The 15,499-nt window shown below is 72.3% G+C and carries 1 protein-coding gene; it reads left to right on the top strand.

Annotation, left to right across the window (positions count from 1 at the left end):
• The first annotated feature begins 6 nt into the window (after nt 1-6).
• The gene (locus tag ON41_RS27675; RefSeq protein ID WP_051162636.1) at nt 7-15,489 is read left to right on the top strand and encodes a non-ribosomal peptide synthetase; all 15,483 of its coding nucleotides are present in this window, start codon (nt 7-9) and stop codon (nt 15,487-15,489) included.
• Nucleotides 15,490-15,499 lie beyond the last annotated feature (10 nt).

Below are 15,499 nucleotides of genomic sequence, written 5' to 3'. Positions count from 1 at the left end.
GACGGCGTGCGGCTGCCCGGCCTCGACGTCACCGCCGACGCCATCGAACCCGGGGCGGCGTCCTGGGATCTGCAATTCACCCTCGTCGAGTCGTACACGGGGGAGCGGCGGGCCGACGGCATCGCGCTGCGCCTCGGCTACGCCACCGATCTGTTCGACGACGCGACCGCCGACCATCTGACCCGGCGCTTCCTCGCCGTCCTGTCCGCGGTCGTCCGCGATCCGCAGATCGTCGTCGGCGATATCGACCTCCTCGACGATCGCGAGCGGACCGCCCTGGCGCCCGCGGCCGGCGAACCCGCCACCGCGCCGGTCACGCTCGCCGACTACTTCCGCGCGGCCGTCCGCCGTCGCCCCGACGGTGACGCCGTGCGCGCGGGCTCGCGGAGCCTGAGCTACCGCCGCGTCGACGACTGGTCGGATCAGCTTGCGCGAGAACTCATCTCACACGGCACCGGTCCCGGCGACATCGTGGCGCTCGCCCTGGACCGCTCGGTCGAATCGGTGGTCGCCTCGATCGCCGTCACCAAGACGGGCGCGGCGTTCCTGCCGATCGACCGCCGCTACCCGCAGGACCGCATCCTGCACATGGTGTCCGATTCGCGGGCCCGCCTCGGTATCACCTCCGGGGATCCGGCGGCCCTGCCCGATGCCACGACGTGGCTGCCGATGCCCGAGTTCACCGGCACGGGCTCGCGGCCGATCACCGATCGGGACCGGCTGCGGCCCACCGGAATCGACGATGTCGCCTACGTCATCTACACATCCGGCACGACCGGCCTGCCGAAGGGCGTCGCGGTGACCCACCGCGGCCTGCACAGCTTCGCCACCGAGCAGCAGCGGCGGTACCGCGTCGACGAGCAGTCGCGCACACTGCATTTCGCGTCGCCGAGCTTCGACGCCTCGATCCTCGAGATACTGATGGCGCTCTGCGGCCCGGCGACCATGGTGATCGCGCCGACCGACGTCTACGGCGGCGACGAACTGGCGGAACTGCTCGACCGCGAGCACATCACGCACGCCTTCGTGACCCCGGCGGCGCTGGCCAGTATCGAGGCGGCGCGCTGGCCGCTGCCGCGGCTGCGCTGCCTGGTCGTGGGCGGCGAGGCGTGCGGCGCGGAACTGGTCGAGGCATGGGCCCCCGGCCGCACCATGCTCAACGCCTACGGACCCACCGAGGCCACGGTCGCCGCGATCATCTCCGAGCCGATGCGGCCCGGGGATCCGGTCGTCCTCGGCGACGGCCCGATTCGCGGTGCGGGCCTGGCGGTCTTGGACCACCGGATGCATCCGGTCCCGCCCGGCGTGACGGGTGAGCTGTATCTGGCGGGCGCGGGCCTGGCTCGCGGCTACCAGCACCGGCCCGGCCTGACTGCGCAGCGGTTCGTCGCGAATCCGTTCGGTGGAGGCGGCGCGCGGCTCTACCGCACCGGCGACCTGGCGCGCTGGACCGCGGCCGGACAGCTCACGCTGGTCGGCCGCGCCGACGACCAGGTGAAGATCCGTGGCTTCCGCATCGAGCTGAGCGAGATCAACGCCGTCGTCTCCGCCTGCCGCGACGTGCGATTCGCGCACAGCGAGGTCCGTCGCGACCCGTCGGGCACCCCTCGGATCGTCACCTATGTGGCGGTCGTCGACGGAACCGAGCTGGACGTGGAAGCGATCCGCGGCCGGGCCGCCGACCGGCTGCCCGCGCACATGATGCCCTCGGCCTTCGTGGAACTGCCGTCGATCCCGGTCACCCCGGCCGGCAAGCTGGATCGAAAAGCGTTGCCGGAGCCTGACTTCGGGCTGTCTGTGCCCGCCGGCCGGGAACCCGCGACGCCCACCGAGATCCTGGTGGCGGCGGTGATGGCCGATATCGTCGGGCACACACCGGTATTCGCCGATCACAACTTCTTCGAACTGGGCGGCAACTCGCTGTCCGCGACGCAGCTCGTCTCGCGTGTCGGGGCCGCAACCCACCGGAAGCTGCCCGTGCGGGCGGTATTCGAGCATCCGACACCGGCCGGACTGGCCGCGGTGCTCGACAGCGCCGACCGCGGCGGACCGGTGCTCGGGCGGCGGGAGCGGCCCGCGCGGGTGCCACTGTCGATGGCCCAGCAGCGGCTGTGGTTCCTCAACCGGTTCGATACGTCCTCGGGCGCGTACAACATCCCGATCGCGCTGCGCCTGCGCGGCGATCTGGATGTGGTGGCGCTGCGGCACGCGCTGCGCGACGTGGTCGAGCGGCACGAGTCGCTGCGCACGATCTTCCCCGACTCCGGGGACGGTCCGGCCCAGGTGGTCGTCGCGGCCGAGTCCGCCGCGATCACGCCGCCCGTGCTGTTCGTGCCCGCCGACCGGGTGGAGTCCCGGGTCCGGGCGCTGGCGCGGCGCGGATTCGACCTCACGACCGATATCCCGCTGCGCGGTGAACTGCTGCGCACCGGCGACCACGAATTCGTGCTGGTCCTGGTCGTGCACCACATCGCCGCCGACGGCTGGTCGATGACGCCGCTGGCCACCGACGTCGCGGCGGCCTACCAGGCGCGCCACGCCGGACGGCCGCCGGAGTGGCCGCCGCTGATCGTGCAGTACGCCGACTACACGCTGTGGCAGCACGAGATGCTCGGCGACGAGACCGATTCCGGCAGTGTCGCGGCGACCCAGCTGGAGTACTGGCGCGGCGCGCTGGCCGGGCTGCCCGAATGCCTCGACCTGCCGACCGATCGGCCGCGGCCGGCGGTGGCGTCGCACGCCGGGGCCACGGTGATCTCCCGCATCGGCGCCGAGACCCACGCCCGCCTCGCCGACCTGGCCCGCGCCCACGACGCGAGCGTGTTCATGGTGCTGCACGCGGCCCTGGCGATACTGCTCGCCCGGCTCACCGGCGGCGCCGACGTCCCGATCGGCACGCCCATCGCCGGCCGCGCCGACGAGCAGCTGGAACGGCTGGTCGGCATGTTCGTCGGCACACTGGTGCTACGCACCGAGGTGGACGAGGACCGCTCGTTCGCCGAATTCCTGGAGGCGGTGCGCGAGGTCGACCTGAACGCGTACGCGCACGCCGACATCCCGTTCGAACGGCTGGTGGAACTGCTCAACCCCACCCGCTCCACGGCCCACCACCCGCTGTTCCAGGTCATGCTGTCGGTGCACAACGCCGGGCCCGTGCAGTTGCGGCTGCCGAATATGGATATCGAACTGGAGCAGGCCGATTCGGGCATCGCGAAGTTCGACCTCCAATTCGAACTCACCGAGACCCAGACCGCGGACCGGCGGCCGGACGGCATCGAGGTGCGCCTCGACTACGCGACCGACCTGTTCGACCAGCGCACCGCGCAGCAGATCGTCCGCCGGTACCTGCTCGCCCTGGACGCGGTGGTGAGCGACCCCGCGGCGAGCGTCGCCGCCGCCGGAGTGCTGCTCGACGAGGAGTACGCGGCGGTCGTCCCGGCCCGCGGGCGCGGACCGGTCACGGTCTCGACGCTGCCCGACCTGTTCGCCGCGGCGGCGGCCGATACCGACCGCATCGCGGTGCGGTCCGACCTCGCCGAGATGAGCTACCGCGAACTCGACGCCCGCTCGAACCGGCTGGCGCGCATGCTGATCGGGCGTGGGATCGGCCCCGGCGACTTGGTCGCGCTCGGCATGACCCGCTCGGTCGACTCGATCGTCGCGACCATCGGCGTGGCCAAGGCGGGCGCGGCCTACCTGCCGGTCGACCCGAACTATCCGCAGGACCGCATCCGGCACATGGTGTCCGACTCCGGGGCCCGGATCGGACTCACCACCGACGCCGAGGCCGGCAGCCTCCCCGAGGGCGTCGAATGGCTGAGCGTCGCGGATCTGTTCGCCTCCTGCGCGGCCCCGATCACCGACGCCGAGCGGGTGCGCCCGCTGACGGCCGACGATCTGGCCTATGTCATCTACACCTCCGGATCGACCGGTGTGCCCAAGGGCGTGGCCGTCACCCACCGCGGGCTGGCCAACTTCGCCGCCGAGCAGCGCGACCGCTACGGCGTCGAACCCGTGTCGCGCACACTGCATTTCGCCTCGCCCAGCTTCGATGCCTCGGTGCTGGAGCTGCTCATGGCGCTGTGCGCGGGCGCGACCATGACGGTGGCGGCGACCGATATCTACGGCGGTGACGACCTGGCCGGACTGCTCGAGCGCGAGCGGATCACGCACGCCTTCATCACCCCGGCCGCGCTGGCCAGTATCGATGCCACCCGCTGGCCGCTGCCGCAGCTGCGGACGCTGGTGGTGGGCGGCGAGGCGTTCGGGCCGGAGCTGGTGGCGGCGTGGGCGACCGAACACGCGATGTTCAACGCCTATGGACCATCGGAAGCGACTGTCGCACCGGCCCTTTCGCACGCGCTGCGGCCGGGCGGGCCGATCGTCCTGGGCGGCCCGATTCGCGGCGTCGACCTCATCGTCCTGGACGCGCGGCTGCGGCCGGTGCCCAGGGGCGTGGTGGGGGAGCTGTACGTCGGCGGGGCGGGCCTGGCCCGCGGCTACCTCCGGCGTCCGGGCCTGACCGCCGGGCGGTTCGTCGCGAACCCGTACGGCGGCACCGGAACTCGTCTCTATCGCACCGGCGACCTGGTGCGCTGGACCGGGACTGGCGAGCTGCTGTTCGTCGGGCGCGCGGACGACCAGGTGAAGATCCGCGGCTTCCGGATCGAACTCGGCGAGATCACCGAGGTGATCGCCGCGCATCCGGGAATCCGCTTCGCGCACACCGAGGTGCACTCCGCCGACGGCACGGCCCGCATCGTCAGCTACGTGGTGGCCGGGGACGCGGTCGACGCGGCGGCCGTGCGCGCGCACGCCGCGACGGCACTGCCCGGGCACATGGTGCCCGCCGCGGTGATGCTGCTGCCCGAGATCCCGCTGACGCCCTCGGGCAAACTGGACCGGAAGGCGCTGCCGGAACCGGTCTTCGGGGCCGATGCTCCGGGCCGGGAACCCGCCACCCCCGCCGAGGAACTGGTGGCCGCCGTGATGGCGGAGGTCGCGGGCCTGCCGTCGATCGGCGCCGAGCAGAACTTCTTCGATATCGGCGGCAACTCGCTGTCCGCGACCCGGGTGGTCGCGATGATCGCGGCCCGGACCGGCGCCCGCCTGGCCGTGCGGACGGTCTTCGAGGCCCCGACGCCCGCCGACCTGGCGGCACTGCTGGACGCCATGGATCCGGACGCACTCACCGGGCACCCGGAGCTGGTGGCCGCCGAACGCCCGCAACGGATTCCGCTGTCCTCGGCGCAGCGGCGGCTGTGGTTCCTCAACCGCCTCGAACCGGAGTCGGGCGCCTACAACATCCCGATCGCCCTGCGGCTGCGCGGTGACCTCGACCTCGAGGCCCTGGAGCGCGCGGTCGCCGATGTCGTCGCGCGGCACGAGATCCTGCGGACGGTCTTCCCCGATTCGCCCGAGGGACCCAGCCAGGTGATCGCCGAGGCGATCGACCTCGACTGGACACGCCTCGCGCCCGGCCCGGACGCACTGCCGGAATTCGCCGCCGCCGGATTCGACCTGACCACCGATCCGCCACTGCGCGTGGGACTCTCGCGGGTGGCCGACGACGAGCACGTGCTGGTGCTGGTGCTGCACCACATCGCCGCGGACGGCTGGTCGATGACGCCGCTGGCCGCCGATATCGCGACGGCCTACGACGCCCGCCGCGCGGGAACGTCACCGCGGTGGGAGCCGCTGCCGGTGCAGTACGCCGACTACAGCCTGTGGCAGCGGGCGGTACTCGGCGAGGACGACGATCCGGACAGCGTCGCCGCCCGCCAGCTGGACTACTGGCGCACCCGGCTCGCCGGACTGCCCGAATGCCTGGAACTGCCGGCCGACCGCCCGCGCCCGACGGTCGCGAGCTACCGCGGCGACGTCGTGACCGCCACGGTGCCCGCCGAAACTCACGAGGGGCTGCTCGGGCTGGCCCGCGCGCACGACGCGAGCCTGTTCATGGTGCTGCACGCGGCGCTGGCGGTCCTGCTGGCGCGGTCGTCGGCGACCTCCGACATCGCCGTCGGCACGGCGATCGCGGGCCGCACCGACCAGCGGCTCGATCAGCTGATCGGCATGTTCGTCGGCACCCTGGTGCTGCGGACCGAGATCGAGGGGCGGCGCTCGTTCGTCGAACTGCTGGACGAGGTGCGCGCGAGCGATCTCGACGCCTACGCGCACGCCGACCTCCCGTTCGAGCGGCTGGTCGAGGAACTGAACCCGGCCCGCTCCACGGCCCATCACCCCCTGTTCCAGGTGCTGCTGTCCGTGCACGACGCCGCGCCCGGCGCACTGCGGCTGCCCGGCCTCGAGGTGGCCGCCGAGGAACTGAATTCCGATGTCGCCAAATGGGATCTGCAGGTCACCCTCACCGAGACCTTCGGCGCCGATCAGGAACCGGCCGGACTCGAGCTGTCGCTGACCTACGCCACCGACCTGTTCGACCGGTCCACCGCCGAACGGTTCGAGCAGCGCTTCCGCCGGCTCCTGGCCGCGGTGGTGGACGACGCGTACCGCGCCGTGGGCGATGTCGATCTGCTCGACGACGCCGAACACGCCGCCCTGGTTCCCGCGCGCGGCGCGGCGGCCGGCGCGCCCGCGGTGCTGCCGGATATCGTCGCCGCCGCGGCGGCCCGCGATCCCGAACGCAGCGCGATTCGCTTCGGCGCGGAGACGCTGACCTATCGCGACCTGGACGAACGCTCCAACGCCCTCGCGCGGTCGCTGCTCGCGCGCCGGGTCGGGCCGGGCGATGTGGTCGCCATCGGGTTGCCGCGCTCGGCCGCGTCGATCGTCGCTTCGGTCGCGGTCGCGAAAACCGGTGCGGCGTACCTGCCCATCGATGTGCGCCATCCCGAGGAGCGCATCCGCCACATGCTCGGCGATTCGGGGGCGCGGGTCGGCATCACCTCCGCCGCCGACGCGCCCGCCCTGCCCGCGGACCTGTTCTGGCTCGTCACGCCGGAGACGCCCGAACACGACGCGGCTCCCGTCACCGACGCCGAGCGGATCCGCCCGCCGCACGTGGACGATGTCGCCTACGTGATCTACACCTCGGGATCGACGGGCCTGCCGAAGGGCGTCGCGGTCACCCACCGCGGCCTGGCGAATTTCGCTGCCGAGCAACGCGATCGGTACCGGATCGACCCGGACGCGCGCGCTCTGCACTTCGCCTCGCCCAGTTTCGACGCCTCTGTGCTGGAGATGCTGCTGGCGTGGGGTGTCGGCGCGACGATGGTGATCGCCCCGACCGACGTGTACGGCGGCGACGAACTGGCCGCGCTGCTGGAGCGCGAACAGGTCACCCACGCCTTCATCACGCCCGCCGCGCTGGCCACCATCGACGCCGAGCGGTGGCCGCTGCCGGCGCTGCGCTACCTGGTGGTCGGCGGCGAGAACGTCGGCCCGGACCTGGTACGACGCTGGGCCGGCGACCGGAACATGTTCGACGGGTACGGTCCGACCGAGACGACGATCATGACCGTCATCTCCGATCCGCTGCCCGTCGACGGCCCCGTCGTGATGGGCCGCCCGATCCGGGGAACCACGGCCGTGGTGCTCGACGCCCGGCTGCGCCCGGTGCCGACCGGCGTCGCGGGTGAACTGTACGTCTCGGGATGCGGTCTGGCGCAAGGCTATCTGGGCCGGTCGGCGCTGACCGCCGGACGCTTCGTCGCCGATCCGTACGGGCGGCCGGGCGAGCGGATGTACCGCACGGGCGATGTGGTGCGATGGACGGCGGCCGGTGACCTCGTCTTCGTGGGCCGCTCCGACGACCAGGTGAAGATCCGCGGGTTCCGCATCGAACTCGGCGAGATCACCGCGGTCGCCGCGCGCTGCCCCGATATCCGGTTCGCGCACACCGAGGTTCGTTCCGACGCGGCCGGAAATCCGCTCCTGGTCGCCTATGTGGTCGCGGCGGACGAGACCGCCGGAGCGGTGGCCGAGCCGGTCCGCCGGTATCTCGCCGACCGGCTGCCCTCGCACATGGTGCCCGCGGCGATCGTCGTCCTCGACTCGATCCCGTTGACCCCCAACGGAAAACTGGACCGCGCCGCGCTGCCGGACCCCGAACTCGACGTGGCGACCGCCGGTCGCGCGCCGGTGACGCCGAGCGAGATCCTGGTCGCCGCGGCGATGTCGGCGGTGGTCGGGCACAACGAGATCCGCGCGGACCACAGCTTCTTCGAGCTGGGCGGCAACTCGCTGTCCGCGACGCAGCTGGTGGCCCGCATCGCCGCCGAATCCGGGCAGCACCTGCCGGTCCGGTCGGTCTTCGAGAACCCGACCCCGGCCGCACTGGGGGCGGTGCTGGACAGTGTTGCGGCACAGGGCGTTTCCACGCGTCCGGCGCTGACGGTCCGGTCGCGGCCGGAGCACGTCCCGCTGTCCCCGGCGCAGCAGCGGCTGTGGTTCCTCAACCGCTTCGAGACCGGATCGGGCGCCTACAACATCCCGGCCGCGCTGCGGCTGCGCGGCGCGATCGACGCCACGATCCTGGAGCGGGCCATTCGCGACGTCGCTGATCGGCACGAGGTGCTGCGCACCGTCTTCCCGGACGGGGCGGACGGGCCCGCACAGGTCGTCACCACGGGGGACGAGATCGGGCTGTCCATCATCGATGTGGTCGACGGGCAGTGGCTCTCGGCCGCACGGGAATTCGGCGCGGCGGGGTTCGACCTGACCACCGAGGTCCCGATGCGGGCGGCGCTGTTCCGGATCGCCGCCGACGAGCACGTCCTGGTGCTGGTGATGCACCACATCGCCGCGGACGGCGCGTCGCTGGCGCCGCTGGCGCGCGATATCGCCACGGCCTACACCTCGCGCCGCGCGGGCGCCGAGCCGGACTGGACGCCGCTGCCGGTGCAGTACGCCGACTACAGCATGTGGCAGCGCGAACTGCTCGGCAGCGAGGACGACCCCGAGAGCGTCGCCGCCCAGCAGGCCGCCTACTGGCGGCGAACATTGGCCGACCTGCCGGAATGCCTCGAACTCCCCGCCGACCGGCGGCGGCCGCCGACACCCACCTATCGAGGCGGCAAGACCGCGGCCCGTATCGAACCGGCCGTGCACCGAGGGCTGTCGGAACTCGCCCGGCGGCACGAGGCCAGCGTGTTCATGGTGCTGCACGCCGCGCTCGCGGTGCTGCTGTCGCGGCTGAGCGGCCGCGACGACGTCGCCGTCGGCACCGCGGTCGCCGGGCGCACCGACCACCAGCTGACCGACCTGGTCGGCATGTTCGTCGGCACGCTGGTGCTGCGCACCCGGCTGCGGGCCACGCAGTCGTTCGACGACCTGCTGACTGTGGTGCGCGAGAACGATATCGACGCGTTCGCCCACGCCGACCTGCCGTTCGAGCGGCTGGTCGAGCTGCTGAACCCGATCCGCAGCACCGCCTACCATCCGCTGGTACAGGTCGGTCTGGCCCTGAACAACCAGGCGCCCGCGCGGCTGCGGCTGCCCGGCGTGGAGATCGTCCCCGAGGACGTCGACGCGAATGTCGCCCAGTGGGATCTGCACTTCGGGCTCACCGAATCCGCGCCGGACGGCGACGACACCCACGGCGCGATCGAGGTGGTCGTGCGCTACGCCGCCGACCTGTTCGACGCCGAGACCGCCGACCGGTTTACCGCCCAGTATGTCCGCATCCTGACCGATATCGCGGCGAACCCGCGAGTCGCGGTGGGCGAGATCGACCTGCTCGACGACAAGGAGCGCGACACCCTGGTCCCGGCCCGCGGTGAACCCGCGGCCGAGACCCGCACGCTGCCCGGCCTGTTCGCGGCCGCCGCGTCCGATCCGGACCGGGTCGCGCTGCGGGAGGGCATGGCCGAGCTGAGCTACCGCGGGCTCGACCAGCGCACCAACCGGCTGGCGCGGATCCTCGCCGGGCGCGGCTTCGGCGCGGGCGATGTGATCGCGCTGGCCATGGCCCGGTCCCTGGATTCGGTGGTCGCGTCGCTGGCGATCGCGAAGACCGGCGCCGCGTTCCTGCCCGTCGACATCCGGCATCCGGCCGAGCGGATCGCCAATATGCTGGCCGATGCGGAGGCCCGCATCGGGCTCACGACCGACGACCAGCTCGCGACGCTGCCCGGCAGTGTGGAGTGGCTGTCGTTCGGCGACCTGGACGATCCGGCGGTGCCGACGGGGACGCTGGCGCCCGAGGAACTCCGGCGCTCGACGCGCGCCGCCGACGTCGCCTACGTCATCTACACCTCCGGATCGACCGGGCGGCCCAAGGGCGTCGCCGTCACCCACCGCGGCCTGTTCAACTGCGCCGAGGTGGTCCGCACCCGGTTCGAGATCGACAGCCGTTCGCGCACACTGCATCTCGCCTCGCCGAGCTTCGACGTGGCGATCCTGGAACTGCTGATGGCCTGGTGCGCGGGCGCGACCATGGTGATCGTCTCGGCCGACACCTACGGCGGCGACGAACTGGCGACGGTCCTCGACCACGAGCGCGTCACCCACGCGGTGGTCACCCCCGCCGCGCTGGCCACCATCGATACCCACCGGTGGCCGCTGCCCGAGCTGAGCACGCTGATCATCGGCGGCGAGGCATTCGACCAGGACCTGGTCGAGCGGTGGGCGGTGGGCCGCGACGTGATCAACGGCTACGGCCCGTCCGAGGCGACCATCGCGACCACGTTCTCCCAACCGCTGCAACCGGATCGACCGATCGCGCTGGGCCGGCCCATGCGCGGCGTGACGGCCGTGGTGCTCGACTCCGTCCTGCGGCCGGTCCCCACCGGTGTCATCGGCGATCTCTACGTCGGCGGCGTCGGCCTGGCGCGCGGCTACCACCGCCGCCCGGCCCTGACCGCGGCGCGGTTCGTCGCGGACCCGTACGGCGTCGTCGGCGACCGCATGTACCGCACCGGCGACCTGGTGTACTGGACCCGCGAGGGCGAGCTGACCTTCGTGGGCCGCTCCGACGACCAGGTGAAGGTGCGCGGCTTCCGCATCGAGCTGGGCGAGGTCAATGCGGTCGTATCCGGGTGTCCCGGTGTGCGTTTCGCGCACACCGAACTGCATCGCGACGAGGCCGGGCAGGCCCGGATCGTGACCTATGTGGTCGCGACCGAGGAGACGGTCCGGGCGCTGCCGCAGCGGGTGGCCGAACGCCTGCCGGCGCATATGGTTCCGGCGCTGGTGACGCTGGAGTCGATTCCCCTGACTCCGACCGGGAAGCTGGACCGGAAGGCGTTGCCGCAGCCCGATTTCGGGGCCGAGACGCTGTCGAGCCGCGTCCCGGAGTCGCCGAACGAGATCCTGGTGGCCGCGGCGATGGCCGATATCGTGGGCCGGTCGGAGGTCGGCGCGGACCACAGCTTCTTCGATCTCGGCGGCAACTCGCTGTCGGCGACGCAGTTGTCGGCGCGCATCGCCACCCTCTCCGGCCGTCAACTCGGCGTGCGCGCGGTATTCGAGAACCCCACGCCCGCGGCACTTGCCGCGCTGCTGGATGCCACCGCCGACCGTCCGGCGCTGCCGGTGCTCGCCCGCCGGGACCGGCCCGTGCGCATCCCGCTGTCGGTGGCCCAGCAGCGGCTGTGGCTGCTCAACCGGTTCGATACGGCGTCGGGGGTCTACAACATCCCGACCGTGCTGCGCCTGCGCAGCAGCCTCGACACCGCGGCGCTGGATCGGGCGATCGGCGATATCGTCGCCCGCCACGAGGCGCTGCGCACGGTGTTCCCGGACTCCGGCGACGGTCCCAGTCAGGTCGTGCTGGACGTGGACGACGCCGGTATCGCGTTGCGGCACATCGCATCCGATGCCGACGCGGCCTTAGGGCACGTCCGCGAACTCGCCGCGGCCGGGTTCGATGTGCGTGTCGAACCGCCGCTGCGGGCCACCCTCGTGCGCGTGGCCGAGGACGAGCATCTGCTGGTCCTCGTCATCCATCACATCGCCGCCGACGGTGGTTCGGTCGCCCCGCTGGCTGCCGATCTGATGACCGCCTACGAGGCCCGGCACGCCGGAACCGCACCCGCGTGGGCGCCACTCCCGGTGCAGTACGCGGACTTCAGCCTCTGGCAGCGCGACCTCCTCGGCACCGAGGACGATCCCGCGAGTCGGGTGACCGCGCAGCTGAACTACTGGCGCGACGTGCTCGCCGGGCTGCCGGAATGCCTGGAATTGCCGACCGATCGGCCGCGGCCGGTCACCCCGAGCTACGCGGGCGCGTCCGTCCGGGCGGAGGTCACCGCGGAAACCCATGCCGCGCTGCACGAGCTGGCGCGCCGCCACGATGCGAGCGCGTTCATGGTGCTGCACGCGACGCTCGCGGTGCTGCTGTACCGGATGTCGGGCGTGGGCGATATCGCCGTCGGCACCCCGATCTCGGGCCGCACGGAGGAACAGCTCGAGCGGCTGATCGGCATGTTCGTCGGCACGCTGGTGCTGCGGACGCCGCTGGCGGCGGACCGGTCGTTCGAGGACACGCTGCGCGCGGTGCGCGCCGGTGACCTCGACGCCTTCGCCAATGCCGAGGTGCCGTTCGAGCGGCTGGTCGAGGTGCTCGCCCCGGTGCGGTCGACCGCGCACAACCCGCTGTTCCAGGTCATGCTCTCGGTGCACAGCTCGGCCCCCACCCAGCTGCGCCTGCCCGGCGTCGAGATCGACGCGGAGCAGCCCGATTTCGGCATCGCGAAGTTCGATCTGCAGTTCACCGCGGCCGAGGCGTTCACCGCCGAGGGTCGCCCGGACGGCATCGACCTGACCGTCACCTACGCGACGGACCTGTTCGACGCGGCAACCGCGGACCGGCTGGCCGCGCGGTTCACCCGGCTCCTCGACGCCGCCGTCGCCGGTCCCGCCGAGGCGATCGGCGACCTCGCGGTGCTGTCGGACGACGAGACGGTGGCGCTGGCCCCCGTACGCCGCCCGTCGGATACGACACCGGCGACGCTGGCCGGCCTGTTCGCGGCGGCGGTGGCGCTGCACCCGGCCGGTCCGGCGGTGCGCTACCGGACCGAGCAGCTCGGGTACACGGAGGCGGACCGGATCACCAACCAGCTCGCCAGGACGCTGATTGCCCGGGGCATCGGCCCGGAACGGGTTGTCGCGGTGGGGATTCCGCGGTCGATCCACTCCGTGCTGGCGGTGCTCGCCGTCGCCAAGACCGGTGCGGCGTTCCTGCCCGTCGACCCCGCCTATCCGCGGCAGCGCAAACAGCACATGCTGACCGATTCGGGGGCCTCGATCGGGCTGAGCGTGCTCGGCTCCCGCGACGATCTGCCCGGCGGCGTCGATTGGCTGCCGCTGGACGATCCGGCGTTCGCCGAGACCCTCCGGACCGTCTCCGACGCGCCGATCACCGACGACGAGCGCACGGCCCGGATCCGGACGGACCAGCCCGCGTATCTCATCTACACCTCGGGATCCACCGGAATTCCCAAGGGCGTCACGGTGACTCACGCGGGCCTGGCGAATTTCGCCGCCGAGATGAACGACCGCTGCTCGGTCGTGCCGGGGTCGCGGGTGCTGCACTTCGCGTCGCCGAGTTTCGACGCGGCGGTGCTGGAACTGCTGCTGGCCCTGGGCGGGGCGGCGACCCTGATCGTCGCGCCGGCCGATGTGTACGGCGGTGCGCCGCTGCGCGATCTGCTCGACCGGGAGGAGGTCACGCACGCGTTCGTCACCCCGGCGGCGCTGGGCACCGTGGATCCGGGTGGCCTGGACCAGCTCGAGGCCGTCATGGTCGGCGGCGACCGGTGCGGCCCGGAACTGGTGCGGCGCTGGGCGGGGGACAGCGGGAAGCGGATGTTCAACGCCTACGGACCGTCCGAGGCGACTGTCGCCGCGACCCTCACCGAGCCGATGCGGCCCGGCGACACCGTCACCGTCGGCGGCCCGGTCCGCGGATTCGGCCTGCTCGTTCTGGATTCGCGGCTGCATCCGGTGCCCGTGGGCGTCGCCGGTGAGCTGTACCTGTCCGGGCCCGGCCTGGCTCGCGGATACCACGGGCGGCGCGGGCTGACGGCGGAGCGGTTCGTGGCCGACCCGTTCGGCGTCCCCGGCGACCGGATGTACCGGACCGGGGATCTGGTGCGGTGGACGCCGTGCGACGGCGGACCGGAGATCGAATACCTCGGCCGCACCGACGATCAGGTCAAGATCCGCGGGTTCCGTATCGAATTCGGCGAGATCGACGCCGTGCTCGTAGAGCGTCCCGAGGTGCGCCACGCGCTCACCCTCGGACACGAGACGGGCAGCGGGACAACGATATTGGCCTCTTATGTCGCCCTCGAGCAAGGCGCGGCGTGTACCGCGGCCGAGCTGATCCGGCATCTGTCGGAGCGGGTGCCGGGATATATGGTGCCGCAGGCGATCACGATCGTGGACGCGCTGCCGGTGACCGCGGCGGGGAAGATCGATCGCGCCGCGCTGCCGGAACCCGAGCTGACCGCGAGCGCGAGCTACCGGGCCCCGGCCACCCCGGCCGAGTCGGCCCTGTGCGCGGCGTTCGAGATCGCCCTGGGCGCGGACACCGTGGGCGCGGACGACAATTTCTTCGAGCTGGGCGGCAACTCCCTGCTCGCCACGCAGGTGGTCGCCATCGTGCGCGAACGCCACGGCCTCGACGTGCCGATGCAGGCGATATTCCTCGAGCCGACCCCGGCCGGGATCGCCGCGCGCGTGGACGCCGGGGCGAATTCCCTGGAGGCGGTGGTCGATTCGGCCTTCGGCACGATGCTGCCGCTGCGGGCGGGGTCCGGGACGCCGCTGTTCTGCGTGCACTCCGTCACCGGCGTGGCCTGGACCTACTCGGGCCTGCTGCCGCATCTGGATCCCGATCAGCCGGTCTACGGGTTGCAGATGCCGCATCTCACCGGCGACGGCGAGGGGCTGGAGACGGTCGAATCCGTCGGCGCGCGTTACGCCGAGGAGATCCGGAAGGTGCAGCCGCACGGGCCGTATCAGCTGCTCGGCTGGTCGCTGGGCGGGCTCATCGCCTACGAGATCGCCGGGCAGCTGCGGCAGGCCGGCGAGGAGGTCGCGCTGCTGGCCATGATGGACACCCGCATCCTGGCCGGGGAGCCCGAGCCGGAGGATCCGACCGCCGGGGAACTGCTCGGCGCGCTGGTCGGCGACGCCGAGCTGGGCGGCCGGGACATCTCGGCCGAGGAGGCGGCGGAGTTGCTGCGCCGCCACGGCGGCCCGTTCGAATCGCTGACCGGCCCGCAGGTGCAGCGCGTGTACGACGCCTACCTGGCCGGCACCCACATGGGCCACCGGTTCGTCCCCACCCGCTACGACGGCGACCTGATGTACTTCACCGCGCTGGCGGACGCGGTCCCGGTGGGCGAGGACGACTGGATGGAGTCCAGCGGCGGCGCCGACAGCTGGCGATCGTTCGTCCTCGGCGAGGTGGACGAGCACCTCATCGACTGCTCCCACGTCGAGATGTGCAACCCCGAACCACTCGCCACCATCGGCCCGATCCTCCGCAAACGCCTCGAGGAAAGGAGGGTGCGGTGACTCGTCCCGA

This window comes from Nocardia transvalensis NBRC 15921, from assembly GCF_000308875.1.
Taxonomy (GTDB): domain Bacteria; phylum Actinomycetota; class Actinomycetes; order Mycobacteriales; family Mycobacteriaceae; genus Nocardia; species Nocardia transvalensis.
Note: the sequence above shows the minus strand (reverse complement) of the source record. Positions and strands in the feature narration are given on the sequence as shown.